20 protein-coding genes are annotated in these 20,866 nt (G+C 70.7%); 6 read left to right on the plus strand and 14 right to left on the minus strand.

All coding sequences use genetic code 11. The annotated features are described in order from the left end of the window. The first annotated feature begins 56 nt into the window (after nt 1-56). The gene (locus tag AC1PZ7_RS00895) at nt 57-653 is read left to right on the plus strand and encodes a glycosyltransferase family protein (protein ID WP_482357639.1); all 597 of its coding nucleotides are present in this window, start codon (nt 57-59) and stop codon (nt 651-653) included. Nucleotides 654-655: 2 nt separating this feature from the next. Here the strand turns inward: AC1PZ7_RS00895 and moaB are convergent, their stop codons facing one another. The 4 genes from moaB to AC1PZ7_RS00915 form a co-directional block, all read right to left on the minus strand. Further along, the gene (moaB, locus tag AC1PZ7_RS00900; protein ID WP_482357640.1) at nt 656-1,228 is read right to left on the minus strand and encodes a molybdenum cofactor biosynthesis protein B; all 573 of its coding nucleotides are present in this window, start codon (nt 1,226-1,228) and stop codon (nt 656-658) included. Nucleotides 1,229-1,264: 36 nt separating this feature from the next. Further along, nucleotides 1,265-2,188 carry a KPN_02809 family neutral zinc metallopeptidase gene (gene ypfJ, locus AC1PZ7_RS00905; protein ID WP_482357641.1) on the minus strand — a complete coding sequence of 308 codons (924 nt, stop codon included), beginning with the start codon at nt 2,186-2,188 and terminating at the stop codon, nt 1,265-1,267. Between the two features lie 95 nt (nt 2,189-2,283). Further along, nucleotides 2,284-2,916 (minus strand): alpha/beta hydrolase, encoded by a 633-nt coding sequence (locus AC1PZ7_RS00910; protein WP_482357642.1) that lies wholly within the window; start codon nt 2,914-2,916, stop codon nt 2,284-2,286. A 173-nt stretch (nt 2,917-3,089) separates the two neighbouring features. Beyond that, a complete protein-coding gene (locus tag AC1PZ7_RS00915; RefSeq protein WP_482357643.1) occupies nt 3,090-4,022 on the minus strand; it encodes a ring-cleaving dioxygenase in 933 nt (310 codons plus the stop codon). A 192-nt stretch (nt 4,023-4,214) separates the two neighbouring features. Here AC1PZ7_RS00915 and AC1PZ7_RS00920 point away from each other — a divergent pair, with 192 nt between their 5' ends. Next, on the plus strand, nt 4,215-5,168 hold the full coding sequence (locus AC1PZ7_RS00920; RefSeq protein ID WP_482357644.1) for a LysR family transcriptional regulator: 954 nt from the start codon (nt 4,215-4,217) through the stop codon (nt 5,166-5,168). On the opposite strand, the gene AC1PZ7_RS00925 is transcribed toward AC1PZ7_RS00920, so the two are convergent. Further along, nucleotides 5,158-5,607: a MarR family winged helix-turn-helix transcriptional regulator gene (locus AC1PZ7_RS00925; RefSeq protein ID WP_482357645.1), complete on the minus strand. Its 450-nt coding sequence runs from the start codon at nt 5,605-5,607 to the stop codon at nt 5,158-5,160. The two genes, AC1PZ7_RS00920 and AC1PZ7_RS00925, sit on opposite strands and share 11 nt — an antisense overlap. A gap of 187 nt (nt 5,608-5,794) precedes the next feature. Between AC1PZ7_RS00925 and AC1PZ7_RS00930 the strand changes: the two genes are divergently transcribed. Both AC1PZ7_RS00930 and AC1PZ7_RS00935 read left to right on the plus strand, forming a co-directional pair. Next, entirely contained in the window at nt 5,795-6,817 is a 1,023-nt protein-coding gene (locus tag AC1PZ7_RS00930; protein ID WP_482357646.1) for a sugar-binding transcriptional regulator, read from the plus strand. A 124-nt stretch (nt 6,818-6,941) separates the two neighbouring features. Next, nucleotides 6,942-8,276, plus strand: coding sequence for an NAD(P)H-dependent oxidoreductase (locus AC1PZ7_RS00935; protein WP_482357647.1), 1,335 nt, complete (start codon nt 6,942-6,944; stop codon nt 8,274-8,276). Between the two features lie 129 nt (nt 8,277-8,405). Here the strand turns inward: AC1PZ7_RS00935 and AC1PZ7_RS00940 are convergent, their stop codons facing one another. From AC1PZ7_RS00940 to AC1PZ7_RS00970, 7 genes are all read right to left on the minus strand, one after another. Beyond that, a complete protein-coding gene (locus tag AC1PZ7_RS00940) occupies nt 8,406-8,681 on the minus strand; it encodes a hypothetical protein (protein WP_482357648.1) in 276 nt (91 codons plus the stop codon). 96 nt (nt 8,682-8,777) lie between these two features. Beyond that, nucleotides 8,778-12,131, minus strand: a complete 3,354-nt coding sequence (locus AC1PZ7_RS00945; RefSeq protein ID WP_482357649.1) for an error-prone DNA polymerase — start codon at nt 12,129-12,131, stop codon at nt 8,778-8,780. A 7-nt stretch (nt 12,132-12,138) separates the two neighbouring features. After that, on the minus strand, nt 12,139-13,524 hold the full coding sequence (locus AC1PZ7_RS00950) for a Y-family DNA polymerase (protein WP_482359537.1): 1,386 nt from the start codon (nt 13,522-13,524) through the stop codon (nt 12,139-12,141). Nucleotides 13,525-13,720: 196 nt separating this feature from the next. After that, nucleotides 13,721-14,596 carry an ImuA family protein gene (locus tag AC1PZ7_RS00955; protein WP_482359538.1) on the minus strand — a complete coding sequence of 292 codons (876 nt, stop codon included), beginning with the start codon at nt 14,594-14,596 and terminating at the stop codon, nt 13,721-13,723. 53 nt (nt 14,597-14,649) lie between these two features. Then, nucleotides 14,650-15,147, minus strand: a complete 498-nt coding sequence (locus AC1PZ7_RS00960) for a GtrA family protein (protein WP_482357650.1) — start codon at nt 15,145-15,147, stop codon at nt 14,650-14,652. Between the two features lie 10 nt (nt 15,148-15,157). Further along, nucleotides 15,158-16,918: an ArnT family glycosyltransferase gene (locus AC1PZ7_RS00965; RefSeq protein ID WP_482357651.1), complete on the minus strand. Its 1,761-nt coding sequence runs from the start codon at nt 16,916-16,918 to the stop codon at nt 15,158-15,160. Then, on the minus strand, nt 16,915-17,985 hold the full coding sequence (locus AC1PZ7_RS00970; protein WP_482357652.1) for a glycosyltransferase family 2 protein: 1,071 nt from the start codon (nt 17,983-17,985) through the stop codon (nt 16,915-16,917). Before AC1PZ7_RS00970 ends, AC1PZ7_RS00965 begins: the two co-directional genes overlap by 4 nt. Nucleotides 17,986-18,179: 194 nt before the next feature. On the opposite strand from AC1PZ7_RS00970, the gene AC1PZ7_RS00975 reads away from it, so the two are divergent. Then, nucleotides 18,180-19,019, plus strand: coding sequence for a ChbG/HpnK family deacetylase (locus AC1PZ7_RS00975; protein ID WP_482357653.1), 840 nt, complete (start codon nt 18,180-18,182; stop codon nt 19,017-19,019). Here the strand turns inward: AC1PZ7_RS00975 and AC1PZ7_RS00980 are convergent. After that, the gene (locus AC1PZ7_RS00980) at nt 19,002-19,454 is read right to left on the minus strand and encodes a DUF983 domain-containing protein (protein WP_482357654.1); all 453 of its coding nucleotides are present in this window, start codon (nt 19,452-19,454) and stop codon (nt 19,002-19,004) included. The two genes, AC1PZ7_RS00975 and AC1PZ7_RS00980, sit on opposite strands and share 18 nt — an antisense overlap. Nucleotides 19,455-19,699: 245 nt before the next feature. Between AC1PZ7_RS00980 and AC1PZ7_RS00985 the strand changes: the two genes are divergently transcribed. After that, nucleotides 19,700-19,906 carry a hypothetical protein gene (locus AC1PZ7_RS00985; RefSeq protein WP_482357655.1) on the plus strand — a complete coding sequence of 69 codons (207 nt, stop codon included), beginning with the start codon at nt 19,700-19,702 and terminating at the stop codon, nt 19,904-19,906. Between the two features lie 26 nt (nt 19,907-19,932). Here the strand turns inward: AC1PZ7_RS00985 and AC1PZ7_RS00990 are convergent, their stop codons facing one another. Then, nucleotides 19,933-20,595: an exopolysaccharide biosynthesis protein gene (locus AC1PZ7_RS00990; RefSeq protein ID WP_482357656.1), complete on the minus strand. Its 663-nt coding sequence runs from the start codon at nt 20,593-20,595 to the stop codon at nt 19,933-19,935. Between the last annotated feature and the right edge of the window lie 271 nt (nt 20,596-20,866).

Below are 20,866 nucleotides of genomic sequence, written 5' to 3' on the forward strand. Positions count from 1 at the left end.
AGGAAAATGCTTGCTCCATAAGGCCGCCGGCCAATTCCAAGGCAAGATCGTCGAGGGTGGCTGGACGCGTGATCTCGGTCGTCATTCCCACAGGTGAGACAGCCAAGCTGCTGATTCCGACCCTGGCGGCGCTGGTTCCGGGCGCCGCCGCCGGCATCGTGCGCGAGGTGCTGCTGGTCGATTTCACCGGATCGCCCGACGTCGCCGAGATCGCCGATGCGGCGGGCTGCGAGTATGTCGCCGGCACCGCCGACCCCGGCGCCCGGCTGCGCCAAGGCGCGGCGGCGGCGCGGAGCCACTGGCTGATGTTCCTGGAGCCGCAGGGCCTGCTGCAGGACGGCTGGACGCGCGAGGTGCGCAGCTTCACCGATCAGGTCGAGCGCACCGGTGCCACCGACCGGCGGGCGGCGACCTTCCGCCTGGCGCTGGACGGTTTCGGCGTCGCCCCGCGGATGAAGGAAACCGCCGCCATGGTGCGCCATGCGCTCATCGGGCGGCCGCGCCCCGAGCAGGGCCTGCTGATCCACCGCCGCTTCTACGAGGCGCTGGGCGGCCACCCGCCCGGCCCGCACGCGACGCGCCGGCTGATCGCCCGCATCGGCCGCGCAAGGCTGGCGCTGCTGCGCTCGCAGATGCTGCTGCCGGAGAGCTGACCTCAGGCGCCGCCGGCCGGCGCGCGCAGCTTGCCGCGCTTGAGGTGCTCGTCCAGCCGGGGCAGGATCTCGACGAAATTGCAGGGCTTGTGACGGATATCGAGCTGGTGCGCGAGAATCTCGTCCCAGCCGTCGCGGCAGGCGCCGGGCGAGCCCGGCAGGCAGAAGACATAGGTCGCATTGGCGACCCCGGCGGTGGCGCGGCTCTGCAGCGTCGAGGTGCCGATCTTCTGGAACGACACCATGTGGAACACGGTCGAGAAGCCTTCCATGCGCTTCTCGAACAGCGGCTCGATCGCCTCCGGGGTGACGTCGCGGCCGGTGAAGCCGGTGCCGCCGGTGGTGATGACGACGTCGATCGCCGGGTCGGCGATCCAGCCCGAGACCTGCGCGCGGATCGCCTCGACATCGTCGGGCACGATGGCGCGCGCGGCGAGGCGGTGGCCGGCCTTTTCAATCCGCTCGGCCAGCGTGGAACCGGAGCGGTCGTCCTCGAAGGTGCGGCTGTCGGAGATCGTCAGCACCGCGATCGAAAGCGGCACGAAGGGCGTTTCGGCAGGCGTCTGGGAAGTCATGTCGGCCTCTCGGCGGTCAATCGTCGCGGGCAGATGTCAGATGCTGCCCTGGAAGGTGTTGCAGCGCTGCAGCGAGCCCGCTTCCAGCCCCTGGCGGAACCATTTCACCCGCTGGGCGGAAGTGCCGTGGGTGAAGCTGTCGGGCACCACATAGCCCTGCGCCTGCTTCTGCAGACGGTCGTCGCCGATGGCGGAAGCCGCGTTCATCGCCTCCTCGATATCGCCGTCCTCGAGGATGCGCCACTGCGCGTTGGCATGGTGCGCCCACACGCCGGCGAGGCAGTCGGCCATCAGCTCGACCCGCACGGAGAGCGCATTGGCCTCGGCCTGCGAGACCTGGCGCTGGCGCGCCTGCACCTTCTGCAGCAGGCCGATCTGGTTCTCGACATGGTGGCCGACCTCGTGCGCGATGACATAGGCGGCGGCGAAGTCGCCCGGCGCGCGGAAGCGCTGGCTCAGCTCCTTGAAGAAGGAGGTGTCGAGATAGACCTTCTGGTCGCGCGGGCAATAGAACGGCCCAACCGCCGAATCGGCCATGCCGCAGGCCGAGCGGGTCGCGCCCGAGAACAGCACCAGCCCGGGCTCCTGATAGGTGCTGCCCTCGGCCTTGAAGACCGGCGTCCAGACATCTTCGGTCTGGGCGAGGACGACGGCGGCGAAATCGCCGAGCTTCTGGTCCTCGGCGCTCAGCGAGCGCTTGGAAGGCGCCGGTTGCTGCTGCTGGCTGTAACCGCTGCTCTCGCCGTCGCCGAGCAGGATCTCCGCGCCGCCGATCAGCACCGCCGGATTGATGCCGGTCGCCCAGGCGATGAGGCCGATGACGATCAGCCCGCCGATGCCGAGACCGCCGCGCCCGCCGATACGCGGGCCGCGTCCGCCGCCGAAGCCGCCGCCAGAGCCGCCGCCGTCTCCGCGCCGGTCCTCGACATTCTCGCTACGCCGGAAATCCCCCCAACGCATGTTTTCCTCCGCCGCACGGCACGCCACCACGGTGCGATTGTGATGCACCCGCACCGTGGCGGCAATGCGCCGGAAGGCATCCGGTTCCCTCGCCGTCAGGCGGCGACCGGCTGCGGCGCGGCGAGCCACTGCCGCGCGAGGGTGAGATCGGCCTGCGAAAGGCCGTGGCCGACCGGCAGGGTGCGATGGTCGAGCCTCGCCCCGGCGGCGCGCAACTGCGCCGCGAGGCGCCCGGCATTGGCCTCCGGCACGATGGGATCGACCGCGCCGGAGAGCAGCAGCACGGGACGTCCGCCGAGATCCGCCGGCGGCGGATCGGCCAGCGGCACCATGGCGCGCAGCAGCACGGCGCCGGCCAGCGCCTCGGGCTGCGTCAGCAGCAGCGCGGCGGCGATGTTGGCGCCGTTGGAGAAGCCCACCGCCACCGGCGCGGCAAGGCCATGGGCCGCGCGCGCCTCGGCGATGAAGCCGGCCAGTTCGGCGGCACGAAAGCGCACGTCGTCCTCGTCGAACACGCCCTCGCGCAGGCGGCGGAAGAAGCGCGGCATGCCCCCTTCCAGCACTTTTCCGCGCGGCGACAGCAGGGCCGAGCCCGGCGAGAGCATGCGGCCGAGCTGGATCAGGTCGTTCTCGTCGCCGCCGGTGCCGTGCAGCAGCAGCAGCGGGGGAGCGCCCGCCTCGGTGGCGGGCTCGAAGCGATGCACGAAGGACAGTGCGGTATCGGTCATCACGGCCTCCTGAGAGTTCAGTTCCCGAATCCACCTTTCCCTCATCCCCGGGCCTGACCCGGGGATCCGGCGTCCCGTCGGTGCGGGAGGCGTCTCTGGGTGGCCGGGTCAAGCCCGGCCATGAGGGAAGAGCGGGGTGGGGGCGCCGCCCTGTCACGGGCGGCGCCGGATGTTCACGCGATCTCGGGCAGCACGGCCTCGATCTGGCTGCGCCGGCCTTCGAGGAAGTCCGGCAGCTTCAGCGCCTCGCCGAGGCTCGCCGGCGCCTCGTCCGCGGCGAAGCCGGGGATGTCGGTGGCGATCTCGAACAGGACGTGGCCCGGCTCGCGGAAATAGACCGACCGGAAGTAGTTGCGGTCCTTCTGCTCCGTGGTGGCGATGCCGTGGTTCTCCACCAGCTTCCTCACCATTTCCTCCTGCCCGGCGTCGTCCGCCGCGCGGAAGGCGATGTGGTGCACCGAGCCGCCACCCATGCGGGCGGGCAGGAAGCCGCCGGCCTCATGGATGTCGACGATGCCGCCGATGTCCGTGCCCTCGGCCTTGAAGCGCACCAGCGAGCCCTCGCGGCCGATTTCACGAAAGCCGAACACGTCGGTGAGGATGGCGCCGGTCGGCGCCGCCTCGGCCAGCAGCAGGTTCACGCTGTGGAAGCCGCGAATGGCCGCCTCAGCGGGCACCTCGCCATTGTTCCACGCCGGCTCGTTCTCGATGCCGGGAATCCCGACCAGCGACAGGCGCGTGCCATGCGGATCCTTGAAGGTCAGCACGCTCTCGCCGAAGCGCTTCACCGGTGCGCTGTGCGCCACGCCCTTCTCGACGAAGCGGTGCGCCCAGTAGCCGAGCGCGCCTTCCGGCACGCGGAACGCGGTTTCCTGCGTCTCGCCGATGCCGAGCCGGCCCGGGGCGACGTGGTCCCACGGGAAGAAGGTGAGGATGGTGCCCGGGGCGCCCGCCTCGTCGCCATAGTAGAAGTGATAGGTGCCGGGATCGTCGAAGTTCACGGTCTTCTTGACCAGCCGCAGGCCGAGCGTGCGGGTGTAGAACTCGACGTTGCGGCGCGCATTGCCGGCAATCGCCGTCACATGATGGATGCCATTGCGGTTCATGATCTTGCCCTCTTGCGAGCGCGACCGGCGCTCTTGCTGGGACAAGAGATAACCCGGCATCGACGCAATGCCATGACTTCTTAATTGCGTTGACGCAATGTCACTTCTGCTGTTATCCTCTGCTCGCTTCGCACCGGACTAATTCGTTTATTTCGCAACACGTTGAGCATTTGCGGCGACTCGGGGAGCAGCATGGCCGAGCCTTTCAAGAATCTCGCCTGGGACGACTTCCGGCTGATCAAGGCGGTGGCCGACGCCAAGGGGCTGCCATCGGCGGCGGTGGCGATGGGGGTGAACCACTCCACCGTGTTCCGCCGGCTCAAGCAGATCGAGGAGCAGCTCGGCACGCTGCTGTTCGAGCGCCACCGCACCGGCTACGCGCTCACCCCCGCCGGCGAGGAGATGGTCGCGCTCGCCAACCGGCTCGACGAGGAGATCACCGCCGTCGGCCGCAAGCTCGCCGGCCGCGAGCCCGCGCCCTCGGGCGAACTCAGGGTGACGACGCCGGATTCGCTGCTCATCCACCTGCTGATGCCGATGCTGGCGACCTTCCGCGAGCGCTACCCGGAGGTGCGGCTCGACATCGTGCTGAGCAACCAGCCGCTGAACCTGTCGAAGCGCGACGCCGACGTCGCGGTGCGCGCCACCGACAATCCGCCGGAAAATCTCGTCGGAAGACGCGTCGCCCGCATCGCCTGGGCGCTCTACGGGCGCGCCGTCGACTTCCCCGAGCCCGGCGCCGTCTCGCCCGAGCAGCTCGACGCCTGCAACTGGGTCTCGCTCGGCGACAGCCTGGGCGCGCTGAAGACGGTCAAGTTCGTGCAGGAGAACGTGCCGGCGGAGAAGGTCGCCTACAAGATCAACAGCGTCCTCGGCATTGCCGAGGCGGTGGAGGCCGGCATCGGCATCGGCCATCTGCCGTGCCTGATCGGCGATGCCCGGCCCTCACTGGTGCGCCTTGGCCCGCCGGACGACGACTATGCCGCCGATCTGTGGCTGCTGACCCATCCGGACCTGCGCCATTCGCCGCGCGTGCGCGCCTTTCTCGACTTCCTGGCCGGCGAGATCGCCCGGCACCGCCGCTTCATCGAGGGACAGATCGGGCTGCAGGAGGAGGCGGCGGCGGGCAGCGAGGCTACGGCTTGAGGCGCGAGAGCAGCTTGTCGCGCAGCTTGGTGAGTTCGCAGGTCAGCGCGCCCAGCGACTCGGCGTCGCGGTCGAGGCACATGCCCATCTCGCGCGGCACGCACTGGGCCTCCTGGCGCAGCGCCCGGCCCTTCTCGGTCAGGTGGATGCGCACCTGGCGCTCGTCGGCGACGTCGCGCACCCGGCGCACCAGCCCGGCGCTCTCGAGGCGCTTGAGCAGCGGCGTGAGCGTGTTGGTCTCGAGCAGCACCCGGTCGCCGATCTGGCCGACGGTCAGCCCGTCCTCGACCCACAGCGTGACCATGGCCACATATTGCGGATAGGTCAGCCCAAGCCGGTCCAGCATCGGCTTGTAGACGCGGTTGAAGGCGTGGTTGGCCGAATAGACCGCGAAGCAGAGAAATTCTTCGAGCTTCAGTTTATCTTCAGTGCTGGACATGCCGGGACCACGAGTGCCTTAGGCCGGGCACCGTGCCCCGTGCGCGCCGCCGGGACAAGCGGGTTTTTGCGTAAAGCCGGGCGGCCACGCCCCGCCCGGCGCCATTTGCCGCCCCCGGCGCTATTTGAAGATGCGGCCGCGCTCCTCTATAGCAGCGCGAAAGCGTCATTCGGGGGGAAGGGTGCCTATGTCGGGAGGAGCCGCGACGACCAGGCCGGGCGGCCTGAGCGAGCCGCAATCGCTCACCGATCTCAGCCCGACGGGCCGGCGCTCGGCGCGGCTGCGCCTGCGCGCGGCCTGGATGTACTATGTCGAGGGCATGACGCAGAGCGCCATCGCCGACGCGCTGGATATCGGCCGCGTCACCGTGGTGCGCCTGCTTGCCGACGCCCGCCAGCTCAACGAGGTCAAGATCTCGCTGAGCCGCGAGATCGCCGAGCTGCCGCGGCTGGAGATGGGGCTGCAGAAGACGTTCGGCCTGCGCGAGGCGGTCGTGGCGCCGCTGTCGGGCCCGCTCGCCGACCCGACCAGCGCCATCGGCGCGGCGACCGGCCAGTTCATCTCCGACTTCATCCGCTCCGACATGAAGATCGGCTTCGGCTGGGGCCGCACGCTGATGCGCGCGCTCGGCTTCATCGACGAGAAGGCGGTGACCAACCTCTCCGTCATCTCGCTGCTCGGCGGCATCACCAAGGCCAAGCAGTACAACCCGTCGGAATTCGCCTGGCAGCTCTCGCGCCTGTTCCAGGCCGACTGCCACCTCATCGCCGCCCCCGCCATCGTCGACAGCATCGAGACCAAGAAGGCGCTGATCGAGCGCTGCGGCCTCGGCACGGTCTACAACCTCGCCCGCGAGATGGACGCGGTGGTGCTGAGCGTCGGCGAGATGGATTCGGAGAGCACCTCGCTGCGCTTCGGCTTCTTCTCCGATGCCGACTGGGCCTCGCTGGTGGCGGCCGGCGCGGTGGGCGACGTCGTCTACAACTTCATCGACATAGAGGGGCGGCCGATCGACCACCCGATCAACACCCGCGTCATGTCGATCCCGATCGAGACGCTGCAGGCGACGCCGGAGCGCATCCTCACCTCCGGCGGGCCGGGCAAGGCGCGGGCGGTGATCGCCGCGCTGCGCATGCTGCAGCCGACCGTGTTCATCACCGACGAGGTCACCGCCGCCGCGGTACTGGAAGAGGTCGGCGCCGTTTATTGAATGCGCAATGGCGGTACGGACCGAATCGGCGCTATTTGCCTCGGAACAAATGTCGAGTACCGAAGACAAGGTGACGCTTTCGCCACAAGGCGCGGGCGCGGGGCCTTAGGGAAGGGTTGAGCGTATGCTCGGTGCAAGCGGGATCGTGCGGTCGGGTTTCGCCGCCGAACTGGAACAATGGACCGCAACGCACGGGCCGGTGACGATCGGTCTGGCCGGCGCCGGCCAGATGGGCACCGACCTCATCGTGCAGGCCGCGCTGATGCCGGGCGTGCGCATCGGCGCCGTGACCGAGCTGAACCCGCAGGCCGCCATCGACGCCGCGCTGATGGCCGGCCACCGCCGCGAGGACATCGTCACCGCCTCGACGAGCGACACGATCGACCGGGCCATCGAGGCCGGGCATTTCGTCATCACCGACGACTACCGCGCCATGTGCGCGAGCGGGCGCATCGACGTGGTGATCGACGCCACCGGTAGCCCGAACATCGGCACGCTGGTCTCGCTGGAGGCGATCCGCAACGGCAAGCATGTCGTGCTGCTGAGCGTGGAGGCCGACATCACCATCGGCCGCTACCTGAAACAGCAGGCCCGCCAGGCCGGCGTGGTGCTGACCGGCGCCGCCGGCGACGAGCCCGCCGCCACCATCGAGCTGATCGGCTTCGCCCAGTCGCTCGGCTTCGAGATCGTCTGCGCCGGCAAGGCGAAGAACAACGCCTTCAAGCCGGACGCCGTGCCCGACGAGTTCGCCGAGGAGGCGAAGGCGCGCAACATGAATCCGCGCATGCTGGTCGAGTTCATCGACGGCTCGAAGACCATGGTGGAGATGACGGCGCTCGCCAACGCCACCGGCCTGGTGCCGGACGTGCCGGGCATGCACGGGCCGGCGGCCGACAAGGACGAGCTGGCGCAGGTGCTCTGCACGAAGGAGGATGGCGGCATCCTCTCGCGCTCCGGCGTGGTCGACTACACGCTGGGCAAGGGCGTGGCGCCGGGCGTGTTCTGCATCGTCAAGCCGCGCCATCCGCGGGTGATCGAGCGCATGGCCGACCTCAAGGTGGGACCGGGGCCCTGCTTCGCGCTGATCCGCCCCTATCACCTCACCAGCCTGGAAGTGCCGCTCTCGGCGGTGCGCGCGGTGATGCACGGCACCCGCGACATGGAGGTGCTCGACCACCCGGTGGCGGAATGCACGGCGGTGGCCAAGCGCAACCTCAATCCCGGCGACGTGCTCGGCAAGATCGGCGAGTACGACTATCGCGGCTATGCCATGGGCTGGCGCGACGCGCGCGACAGCTTCGCCCTGCCGCTCGGCCTCGCCGAGCGCGCCCGGGTGCTGAAGCCGATCAAGGCCGGCGAGCGGCTGACCTATGAGAACTGCCTGCCGGACGAACAGCTCATCGTCACGCAGATCCGGCGCCGGCTCGACCAGGCCGACGCGCAGTTCCTGGCGGCGTAAGGCGGCGCCTCGCGCGAACACGCGTCATCCCGGACGGTCCGCCGGACCGAGCCGGGATCGACCCGAATGACGGGTGGAGAGAAGGCGCAGGGCTTCTGCGAGCCTCGAAGAATGCCCCGCTCCCGCCCCTCAGGCGTTGCCGGGGCGCGTCAGCGTGGTGAAATGCGCGTCGGCGAGGCGCGCCTCGGCCTCGGCCAGCGCCTCGGCGAGCTGGCGCACCTGGGAAGGATCGAGCACCAGCTGGAGCGCCGGCACCGGCTCGCCGGGCTTGGGCTGCTGCGCGCCGATCTCGATGCGCAGGCCGACCCTCTCGGCGCCGAACAGGGCGGTGGTGAAGGCCAGCATCGGCCACACCTTGAGATGGCCCTTCTCGTCTTTCTCCCAATCGTCGAACCGGCCGACCATGGCGGGTGTCTCCTCATCTTTCCTGCGGGGCGCGCCGCGCGCCGTGTCGCGCCGGTCTAGCATCAATCGCGCCGCGCGCGACAGGGCACGCGCGGCTCAATGGAAGTCGCGCGATTTCGGCAGGATGCGCACCTGCCGGGGATGGCGGTGGCCGGGGCCGCGTTCGCTCATCCCGTGATCGGCGGAGGACGGCGCGCGCGCCCGCCCGTCGCGGCCCGGATCGACCGGCGGCGGGGGCAGGCGGACGGGCAGGCCGGCGGGCAGGCCGGGGGGAGCGTCGAACAGGCGGGCGAGTTCGGCGGAACGGTCGAACACCCGCTCGCCCATCACATGGACGACGCCTTCCTTGCTCTTCTGCACCCGCCCCTCCACCACGACGAGGCGCGCGCCCATCACCTGCGCCCGGTAGCGCTCGAACTGCCGGGTCCACAGCAGCACGTTGACGATGCCGCTCTCGTCCTCCAGCGTCATGAACACGGCGTTGCCCTTGCCCGGCCGCTGGCGCACCAGCACGACGCCGGCGGCGCGGACATAAGCGCCGTCGCGCAGGCCCGCCACCTCGGCGCTCGACGCGATGCCCTCGGCGGCGAAGACCGCGCGCAGCATGCCCATGGGATGGCCCTTCAGCGACAGCCGCGTCGTCTGGTAGTCGACCGCGATCTGCTCGGGCAGCGGCATGAGCGGGAGATGCGCATCGGGGTCCTCGCCGAGCTCGCGCGCCTGCGCGGCGGCGAAGAGCGGCAGCGGCGCGTCGTCCGGCAGGCGGCGCACGGCCCAGGCCGCCGCGCGCCGGTCGAGCCCCATCGAGCGGAAGGCGTCGGCATCCGCCAGCCTGGCGAGCGCCGCCACTGGCAGGCGCGAGCGGCGGGCGAGCGTCTCGACGTCGCAGATGAAGCCCCCAGCCCGTGCCTGCGCAAGCTGCCGGCTCCACGCCGCGCCGAACCCGTCGATCTGCCGCAGGCCGAGGCGCAAAGCGAGCGGCGCGCCGCGCCCGTCGCGCTCCAGCGTGTTGTCGTGGAAGCTGTAATTGACGTCGGCGGCGCGTATCTCGACCCCGTGCTCGCGCGCGTCGCGCACGATCTGCGCCGGGGCGTAGAAGCCCATGGGCTGGGAGTTGAGCAGCGCGCAGGCGAAGATCGCGGGGTAGCGGCATTTGATGAAGGAGGAGATGTAGACCAGCTTGGCGAAGGAGGCCGCGTGGCTCTCCGGAAAGCCATATTCGCCGAAGCCCTTGATCTGCTCGAAGCAGCGCTCGGCGAAGGCGCGCTCATAGCCGCGCCTCACCATGCCGTCGATCAGCTTGTCGCGGAACGCGCCGATGATGCCGAGATGGCGGAACGTCGCCATGGCGCGGCGCAGCTGGTTGGCCTCCACATCGGTGAATTCCGCGGCCGTCATGGCCAGCTGCATCGCCTGCTCCTGGAACAGCGGCACGCCGAGGGTGCGCGCGAGCACGCCCTTGAGCTCGTCGCGCGGATGCGGCGGCTTCGGCGAGGGATAGGTGACGGGCTCGGTCCCGTCCCGCCGGCGCAGATAGGGATGCACCATGTTGCCCTGGATCGGGCCGGGACGGACGATGGCGACCTGGATGACGAGGTCGTAGAGGCTCCTGGGCCTGAGGCGCGGCAGCATGTTGATCTGCGCCCGGCTCTCCACCTGGAACACGCCGATGGAATCGCCCCGGCACAGCATGTCGTAGACGTCCGTCTGCTCCTTCGGAACCTCGGCAAGTCCCCAGTCGACCCCCTCGTGCTCCTCCATCAGGTCGAGCGACTTGCGGATGCAGGTGAGCATGCCGAGCGCCAGCACGTCGACCTTGAGCAGGCCGAGCGTGTCGATGTCGTCCTTGTCCCATTCGATGAAGGTGCGCTTCTCCATCGCCGCATTGCCGATCGGCACCGTCTCGTCGAGCCGGTTTTGGCTTAGGACGAAGCCCCCGACATGCTGGGAGAGATGACGTGGAAAGCCGATGAGGCGCGCGGCGAAGGCGATGGCGCGCGCCACCGTGGGATTGCCGGGGTCGAGCCCGGCCTCGCGCGCCTGGCCGTCCTCGATGTCGCGGCCCCAGCTTCCCCATATCGTGCCGGCGAGGCGGGAGGTGACATCCTCGGTGAGGCCGAGCGCCTTGCCGACGTCGCGGATGGCGCTGCGCGGCCGATAGGAGATGACGGTCGCGACGATGCCGGCACGCGCGCGGCCATAGCGTTCATAGATGTACTGGATCACCTCCTCGCGCCGCTCGTGCTCGAAGTCGACGTCGATATCCGGGGGCTCATTGCGCTCGCGGGCGATGAAGCGGGAAAAGAGCAGATTGCTGGTTGCCGGATCGACGGCGGTGATGCCGAGCACGTAGCAGACGGCGGAATTCGCCGCCGAGCCGCGCCCCTGACAGAGGATGCGATGACGCTCGGCGAAATCGACGATGTCGCGAATGGTGAGGAAATAGGGCGCATAGCCAAGCTCGTCGATGAGATCGAGTTCCGTCCTCAGCTGGCGCGCCACCTTGTCGGGAATGCCGTCCGGATAGCGGATGGCCGCACGCTGCCAGGTCAGCTCCTCCAGCCGGCCCTGCGGCGTGTAGCCGGGCGGCACGGGCTCCTCGGGGTACTCGTATTTCAGCTCGCCCAGCGAGAAGTCGATGCGGGCGAGATAGGCGCCTGTCTCCTCCAGCGCCTGCGGCGCGTCGCGGAACAGGCGCGCCATCTCGCCCGGCGGCTTCAGGTGCCGCTCGGCATTGGCCTGCAGAAGCCGGCCCGCCGCCTCGATGCTCACGCCCTCGCGGATGCAGCTGAGCACGTCCTGCAGGTCGCGGGCCTCCGGGTGGTGGTAGAGCACGTCATTGGTGGCCAGCAACGGCACGCCGGTCTTGGCGGCGAGCGCCCCCAGGGCCGCGAGGCGGCGGCGGTCGTCGCCGCGCCGCCGCATCGCCGCGCCGAGCCAGAGCGAGCCGGGCGCCGCCTCGTCGAGCCTCGCCAGCGTCTCGCCGAGACTTGCCAATCGCTTAGCCGGCAATTCATCCGGCGGCATGAGAATGAGCGAGAGCCCGCGCGCATCGGCGAGCAGGTCGTCGAGACGCAGGAGGCACGCGCCCTTGGCGGCGCGCAGATTGCCGGCGGTGAGCAGGCGGCACAGCCGGCCCCACCCCGCGCGCGTCTGCGCATGGGCGACGACGTCCGGCGTGCCGTCCGCGAAGGCCAGCCGGGCACCGACCGCGAGGGTGAAGGGGAGCCGCGCGCCGGGATCGCCGCTATCGGCGCGAAGGGCTTCCTCGACCTCCTTCACCGCCGCATAGACCCGCACCACGCCGGCCACCGTGTTGCGGTCGGCGATGCCGAGGCCGGCATGACCCAGCGCGATCGCCCGTGCCACCAGCTCCGCCGCCGTCGAGGCGCCGCGCAGGAAGGAGAAGTTCGAGGCGGCGACGAGTTCCGCGAAGAAAGGCGCGCTCATGACCGCCTCACGGGAACAGGCCGTGCAGGAACCAGCGCGGCGCGGCGCATTCGCGCCCCGGCTCCCGCTCGTAGAGGCCGGCGCGAAACAGCCAGAAGCGCCGCCCCTGGCGGTTCTCCACCCGGTAATAGTCGCGCGTCGGCGTGCCTTCGGGCACACGCCACCATTCCGGGGCGATGCGCTCGGGCCCCTCGGCGCGGGCGACCTCGTGCACCACGCGCCGCCAGCGGAAGCGCAGCGGCGGACCGTCCGGCACCTCGGCCAGCGCCTCGATGGGCTGGGGCGGATCGAACAGGGTGAGCGGCCGGGGCCGCCCTTCCGGCAGCGCGTCGGCGGGGAGCAGGTTGGAGGACGGCAGGTTGGGAGACGGCACTTCGGCCGCCGGGACCAGCGCGCTGGCGCGGTCGGGGTCGTGGGTGTCGCGCAGGAGGAAGCGCAGCACCCGCTCGCGCCCGAGCCGCACGGCGAGCCGGTCGATCAGCGCCGCGACCTCCTCCTCCTCCACGGCGCGACCGTCGAGGCTCACCTGCGCCGGGTTCAGCGGCTCGGCGCGCAGGACGCACAGGCGCACCAGATCGAAGCCGAAGCCCGGATCGAGGGGATCGGCCAGCGTCTCGATCCGCTCGCGATAGAGCCGGCGCAGCACGGGCGCGCCGCGCAGGGGCCGCGCGGTCTCGACCCGCAGGCGCCGCACCGCGCCGTCCGTGCGGAAGAAGCAGGCCTCGAAGGCCCGCCCGCCCTCGCCCCGTGCCTCCAGCATCAAGGCGAGATCGTCAATCAGCAGGCCGAGCGTCGCCTCGATGTCCTCAGTGCGGGCGATGGGTTCGGCGAAGCGCCGCTCGGCGATGCAGGCCGGCAGCGGCCGGCGCGGCACGATGCGCACATCCTCGTGCCCCAGCGTCCGCCGCAGGCGCACCAGCAGCTCCATGCCGAAGCGGGCGGCGAGCGGCGTGCCGGGACGCGCGGCGAGATCGCCGATGGTCTTCAGCCCGGCGCGGGAAAGGCCCGTCACCGTCTCCTCGTCCACCCCGAGCCGGGCGATGGGCAGCCCGGCGACCGCCGCCGCCTCGCCGCCCGGCGCGACCACTCCGCCCAGGCCCGCGCGCGCCAGCGCCCGCGCGGCGTCCGGCGTGCCGGCGATGACGGCGCAGGCGCCGAGGCCGTGCCGCCCCAGATGCGCGAGCAGGCGGGCGCGCATCGCCGCCTCGCCGCCGAACAGATGCGCGCAGCCGGTGATGTCGAGGGTGAGCCCGTCCGGCGCGTCGAGCGCGACCAGCGGCGTCCAGCGGTCGCAATCATCCGCCACGCTCTCAAGGAAAGCCGCGTCGGCGACGGGGTCATGGTCGACGACGGCGAGATCGGGAAAGCGGGCGCGGGCATCCGCCAGCGTCAGGCCGGGGGCGAGGCCGGCGCGGCGCGCGACGCGGTCGATGGCGGCCAGGCGCAGCGCGCTGCCCGCCTTCTCGACGAAGGCGAGCGGCGCCGGCGCAAACGGATCGGGGGCAAGCGGATCGCGCGCAAGCGGATCGGACGCGCATGCGTCGCCCGGATGCGCCTCGCCTGCCCGTGTCCCCGCCCTCCACGCGGCGTCAGCCGGCGCGGCGGAACGCGACGAGCTCTCCGCGTTCCGCCCCGGCAGGCCCGCGTGCCGCCGCAGCCGTTCCAGCCGGTCGGCCGGCAGGAACGGGAACCACAGCGCGAGGTAGCGGGGCGAGGTCGCGGAAGGAACATGTCTCATGGTCCCACTCCAGATTCCAGGTGCCGCCCTCCACCGGCCGGGCCCCCTCGCCGCCGCGATGGCGCAGCAGCGTCACCGCGAAGGCCGGTCCGCCCGGCGCGTTGGCCTCCCGCTCCGCCCCGAGCGGCACCGAGGCAGCGGGCGCCACCCGCCAGCGCGTCGCCACCGCCGTGGGCGTGGGCCGCGCGACGGCACGCAGCAGGAAGCTGGTGACGCCGGAGGACGCCGCGCGCAGCGACAGCCGCCGCGTGGCAGTGAGGTCGAGCGCCTTCGGCTCGCCCCAGGGCTCGACCAGCAGGGCGCCGAGGCCCGGGCAGCGCACCGCGTCTCCCGCCGCGCGCAGCACGTCGGCCGCGTCCCGTGCCCGCACGAGGATCAGCCGGGCCGGATCGAGCCCGAGCGCGGCAAGGCCGGGCGCGTCGAGGCGGCCGAGCTCGACATCGACGAGGTCCTGCCGCACCCAGAGGATCGGCCGGGCCTGCGCGCCCGTCGCCGCGACGGCCCGCAGCGCCAGCGCCAGGGCGAAGCCGGTGGCGGCCGGCAGGTCGGCGCCATGGGCGGCCTGCACCTCGTGCAGCGCGCCCATGGCGAGGCTCGCGCCGTCCGCCTGCGGCCCGGCGGCGCCGAGGCCGAAGCTGGAAGCGGCGCCGGGCAGGCGCTCCGCCTCCAGCCCGGCGAGCATCTGCCTCAGCGCGTCGATATCGCGGATCGTGTCCATGAGAAGCACGCTCAAAATCGTTCCTGTTTTGTTCTATAAGACGACTCGTTCCGGCGCGCGAGTCAAGCCGCGTCTCGGGAACTCTCAGCCGCGCGCCCCGGGATTCGCGGCGGGGGCGGGCGCCGGGTCTCGCGAAACGTCCACAGGGCGTTGCCGGCATAGTGCCAGAGCACGAGCAGTCCGGTGACGAGGAGCTGGGCCGGCAGATAAGGCGCACCCAGCATCCCGGTCAGCAGCGCCATCAGCAGGGCGTTCATCGCCAGCCCGATGCCGGCGACCGCGAAGAAGCGCGCCAGCGCCTCGCGATGCGGCCGGCCGGAGCGGAAGACGAAGCGGCGGCCGAGCTGGTAGTTCACCAACCCGCCGACGAGGAAGCCGGCGGTCGACCCCGCCACCGGCCCGGCGGCGCCGGCCTGCACCAGGCCGATCAGCACGGTATAATGGGCGAGCGTGCCGACCCCGCCGAGAGCAGCGAAGAGCAGGACATGGCGCGCTCGCACGAGGAGCTGCGTCCTGAGCGCCGCGGCCCTTCCCTCCCGCCTCATCGACGCACCGCTCATGCGCCTTCCCTCACGGCTTCGCCTTGGCGACCTGCGGCCCGGCATCCTTCAGCGAGACCGCCGGGGGAGCGAGATCGAGCCCCTTATTGTCCTTGTCCGGCAACGGCGCCTCCACCGGCGGGTGCCGCAGGCGCTGGTCCATCACCGAGGCGAGGGCAATGCCCATCCGGCTCACCGTCGCATAGGGCAGGCCCGGCGCCTCGTCGCAGCCCACATTGCGGGCGGCGAGCAGGAAGTCGGCATCGTCCCAATCCTCGACCGCGCTGAAATTCGGGCCGAGATAGGTCAGGGCCTGAACGTCCTCGGCACAGACCGCGACCTTGTAGCGCCGGCCGGGCAGGTTCTCCCGTTCGGTGCCCTGCCGCAGCGCCAGCGCCGCCTCGCGCAGGCTCGTCGACCAGTAGTCGCCCTCGAAGCGTCCCCAGGCGCCGGCGGTGCCGCCGACGAGCTGGTTGTAGGCGACATACTCGTAAGGATGCAGGCGCAGGAAGGTGGAGACGTTGAACAGCAGCAGCGCCAGCGCGGCCACCGCAAAGCCGCCGCCCGCCAGAGGTGACCGGCGCCACAGCCCGCGCCACGCCGCCTGCAGCCCGAGCGCGGCCAGCACCGTCACCGGCGGCAGCACGAACAGGAAGTGCCGGATGCCGTTATAGAGCGGCGGGTCGGCGAGCAGGGTGAAGACCACCGGCACGGCGACCGCCAGCAGCAGCGGCAGGAAGCCGAGAATGCGGCGCGGATGAACGAGCGCCGCCGCCGCTACGCGGTGTTCGCGCACCAGCCGCAGCGCCGCCAGCAGGGCCGCCGCCAGCCCGGCGAGCAGGCCGAGCAGCGTCACCTCCGGCAGCTTGATGAGCAGGTATTCCGGCATGTAGGTCGAGGGGATGCTGTCGATCGGCAGGAGCTGGCCGTTGAACAGCGTCTCCAGCTCGAAGGTGAAGTTGCTGAACGCCCCCATCGCCTTGAACAGGTTGGTCGGCGGCAGCACCGACCAGGGCCAGGTCGCCGCCATGAGGGTGAGCGCCACGAGGCCCGCGACGACGAGGCGCGGCAGCAGGCGCAGCGGCAGGCGCAGCGGCAGGCCGATGTCGCGCAGCAGCACCGTCGCCGCGCCGAGGGTGAGCACGAGGTAGAACACCGCGAACACCCCGCCGACCCTGAGGCCGAGCGCGCAGCCGATGGCGAGCCCGAGCCCGAACGCGGTGCGCCAGCGCGGCAGGGCCGGCATTTCCACCGCGAACAGGGTCGTGAAATAGAGGCTCCACACCATCGCCGCCGCGAACGGCACGTCCTTGGTGTGGGTGAACATCGCCCCGCCATACATGCCGGTGAAGGCGAGCAAGCACGCGGCGAGAAGGCCCGCCTTCTCGCCGCCGAGCAGCTTGCCGAGGCGCCACGTCCCGATCAGGCCGAGGAAGCCGAAACCGGCGGAGAGCAGATGGCGCCACGCGTAGAGCGGCAGCGGCACATAGGGATCGAGGCCGGCGGCGATCAGGTCGAACAGCCCGCCATAAAGATAGAGGTTGATGTAGTGGAAGGCCCGGTCGTCGGCGAAGCCGCTCGCATACCAGGCGAGGAGGAGCTGGCCATAGGTGTGCTGCACCGGCTCGTCATTGCTGATGCCGTAATCGCGGAAGGTGAGGACGATCCACGCCGCCACGACGGCGAAGAAGGCGAGGCTTGCCAGTCGCGCAGGCGACACCGGGCGCCAGCCGCGCGCCAGCGGGGGAACCGGGCCGGCGGCGGTGAAATGCTCCGAACTCCGCAGGCTCACGAGGCGATCCCGTCCGGCACGAGCGCGGGGACATGCCGGTGGTCGGCACGCGATGAATCCGGGGATGACGGGAGATGCGGCGACAGGGGCGGCGCCGCCGTCGCGGCCGGCGCGGCGAAGCCGATCTCGTCGGCGACGAGATAGAGCGGGCGGCGCTTCACCTCGGTGAAGATCCGCCCGACATACTCGCCGATCACCCCGAGGCTGATGAGCTGGACGCCGGAGACGAACAGCATGCTCACCATGATGGTGGGAAAGCCCGGCGTGCGCACGCCGAACAGCAGCACCTCGCCGATGAGATAGAGCCCGTAGAGGCCGGACAGCCCGGCGAGCGCCACGCCGATCAGCGACCAGACGCGCAGCGGCACCATCGAGAAGGACGACAGCCCGTCGATGGCGTAGCGCAGCAGCCGCAACGTGCTGAAGGAGCTGACGCCGCCGGCCCGCTCGGCCACCTCGAACGCGACCTCCTCCTGCCGGAAGCCGACCCAGCTGGTCATGCCCTTCATGAAGCGGTTGCGCTCGGGCAGGGTGTTGATCGCGTCGACGACGCGGCGGTCGAACAGGCGGAAATCGCCGGCCCCTTCCGGAATCTCCACCTCGCACAGGGCGCGGAAGAAGCGGTAGAAGCCACGGGTGAACAGCCGCCGCCCGAGCCCGTCGGTCTGGCGCGAGCGGCGCACGGCGACGACCATCTGCGCGCCGTTGCGCCAGCTGCGGATCATGTCGGCTATGACCTCCGGCGGATGCTGCAGGTCGGCGTCCATCAGCACGACGACATCGCCCGTTGCGGCCCGCAGGCCGGCGGCCATCGCCGATTCCTTGCCGAAATTGCGCGCGAAGCGCAGCGCCTTCACCGCCGGATCGCGCCAGCCGAGCGTGGTCAGCAGCTCGAAGCTGCCGTCACCGCTGCCGTCATCGACAAAGATGAACTCGCGCCGCATGTCCGGATAGGCGTCGAGCACGGCGCATAGCCGCGCGTGCAGCGCCTCCAGGCAGCGCGCCTCGTTATAGACGGGCACGACGATCGAGATCAGGACGGGCGACGTAAGGTAAGTTTTCGCCATGGATGGAGGCTGTTTTTACTTGATACCTGCCGTGGCGGCAGGCGGCCATCAAATCTTCACTTCGCTTCCAGCCTTCGAGAAGCTTGCGATGACGTATGATCGGATTGTGATATTTGTTTGTTCGGGTGAGATCAGGAGATGATGACCTGAAAGCCATAGTAATCTGCGCCGACGACTACGGCCTGAGCGGCGGCGTGTGCGACGCCATCGAGACCTTGATCGAGCGCGGCCGGCTCTCGGCCACCGGCGCCATGACGGGGCTCGCCGCATGGAGGCGGCGGGCCGAGGGGCTGCGCGCGCTCACTCGCGCGCACCCCGCCGATATCGGCCTGCACCTCACCCTCACCGGGCAGCGGGCGCTCTCGCCGGCGCGCGGCCTGGCGCGGGACGGGCGGCTGCCGGAGATCGGCACGCTGGTCCTGCGCGCGCTCGCCGGCGCCCTGCCGCGCGCGGCGCTGCGCGACGAGCTGCGCGCGCAGCTCGATGCCTTCGAGGACGCATGGGGCGCCCCGCCCGATTTCCTCGACGGCCACCAGCACGCGCATGCGCTGCCCGGCATACGCGGCATCGTCATCGAGGAAATGGCGGCACGCTATCCCGGCCGGCCGCCCTGGCTGCGCAACTGCACCGAGCCCGCCGCCTGGGCGCGCCGGCGCGGGGTGGGCTTGCGCAAGGCGATGATCATCGGCCGGCTCGGCGCCGGCAGCGCGGCGGCGGCCGGCCGTGCCGGCATCGCCACGAATGACAGCTTTCGCGGCCTCTACGGCTTCACCCCGGACCCACCCTATCGCGCGGTGTTCCGGGCCAGCCTCGCCGGGCCGGGGGAGCGCATCCTCGTGCACTGCCATCCCGGCACCGTCGACGAGGAACTGCGCCGCCTCGACCCGCTGCTGGAGCCGCGCGAGCGGGAACTCGCCTATCTGGCCTCTAAGGCCTGCGGCGAGGACCTGCGCGCCGCGGGCCTGCACCCGGCGCGCTTTCGCGACACGGGGCCGGGATCCGGGGCGCCCGATCGGTCAGCCGGGCCGGACTGAGCCGGGGGCGTCGTCCGGCACGTCCGCGACGGCGGAGACGAGACGCCCCTCCTCGGCCTTGTAGTAGTACTGGCTGGCCACCAGCCAGCCCTTGAGCGGGCGCAGCGGCGGGATGCAGGTGAGCAGCATCACCGGCAGCGTGGTGACGAGGTGCACCCAATAGGGCGCCTGGAAGGCCACTTCCAGCCACAGCCCGAAGAGCACCGCCGGCACGCAGACGAAGCAGATGACGAAGAAGGCCGGGCCGTCCGCCGGATCGGCGAAGGAATAGTCGAGCCCGCAGGCCTCGCAGCGCGGCGCCAGCTTCAGGAAGCCGTCGAACAGCTTGCCCTGGCCGCAGCGCGGGCAGCAGCCGCGCATGCCGCATTCGAAGGGCGACAGGCGGGGATAGGTCCGGTCGGCGCTGGCCGGATCTGTGGGGGAACGGGCGAGCATGACGGCATCTCCTCTCCGCACCGGGACGCGTCGTCGCCGGCACGATACGATCAATAGCTAGTAATGACGGCATTCAATGTCAATACAATCATGTATTGACTGTATATTGACCGTATACCCTCCGATGACCCGCGCCGTTTCCGTCGGCGGCCGCACCACGGTAACGGGAGGGGGTCATTAACCAATTCAGGTCATCGTCACGAAAAGCACGCCAAGGCGATTCGCCCAACACGAGTCTCAGTCGCATGAGTAACGTAATACCGTTTCCTGTCCGCCTCGCCGAGCCCGAGTCAGAGCTCGACATCGACATCCTCACCGCCGTGGATGTCGCGATCCGCGATCTTCGCGATCTCGCCACGCGGCTGCACGGCGACACGACCGGCCAGGAGCAGGCGCAGGAGTGCCTGGACATGCTCACCCGCGCGCTGGAGAATTACCGCCTGCACGGCTGAACCCGCCGCGACCGGCGCGCCGGGGATCAGCCGAGAAGGCTCCTGAGCAGGAACAGGCCGGCCTTCACGAAGGCCCAGACCACGCCCGAGACGATGCCGAGCGACGCCACCGCGAGGGCCATGCCGACGACGACCCAGACGCCGTCGCGCTCGAGGATGCCCAGCGCCAGAATGCAGATGGCCAGCGCCGGCAGCATGTTGCCGAGCGGAATCGGCAGCACCAGCACCACCGCCAGCACGAAGCACATCAGCCCGACGATATTCTCCGCCGGCGGGTGCGCCAGCACGCCCAGGCGCGGGCGCAGCAGGCCCTCCGCCCTGGCGAGCCAGGGCGTCGCCTTGGCGACGAAGGCGGCGAAATCCTTGCGGGCGATCGACCGCCTCGAAATGATCGGCGGCAGCCAGGGCGAACGTCCGAGGGCGAGCTGCGCGGTGAGGAACACCAGCGGCGCGCCCAGCACGGAGGAGGTGCCCGGCGGCGTCGGCAGCGCGTTGGGCAGGGCGAAGATCAGCATCAGCGGCCCGAAGGCGCGCTCCTGCATCGCCTTCAGCAGGTCGCCGACCGCGATGCGCTCGCGCGTCGTGTCGCTGGCGATCCGGATCAGAACTTCGGACAGCCGCAACGTGTCGTCCAGCCGGTCAGCCGGGCCGGCATCGGCACTCTCGTCGGTCGGCGGTTGGGAAAGCACGGCGGGCGACACTCCTCCCGGGCAGCATCCGGCTGCGTGCCCCGCCGCAGGACGTGCCGCGAGAGCCGCCGCACCGGAACCTGCTTCAGATAGGGGCTGAGTGTGACAATGGCCAGAAGCGCGGCGCGTGTGCCGCCGCTCAGGTCCAGCTGAACAGGAAGGCGCCGACGGCCAGGAGCGTGATCACCACGACGGCGATCGAGTGCTTCATCGTCCAGTTATGCAAGGTCACGGCGCAATTCCTCTCTGCTTTACGCTCAAGCTGTGGCGC

The organism is Ancylobacter sp. TW_SC_1, from assembly GCF_056836805.1.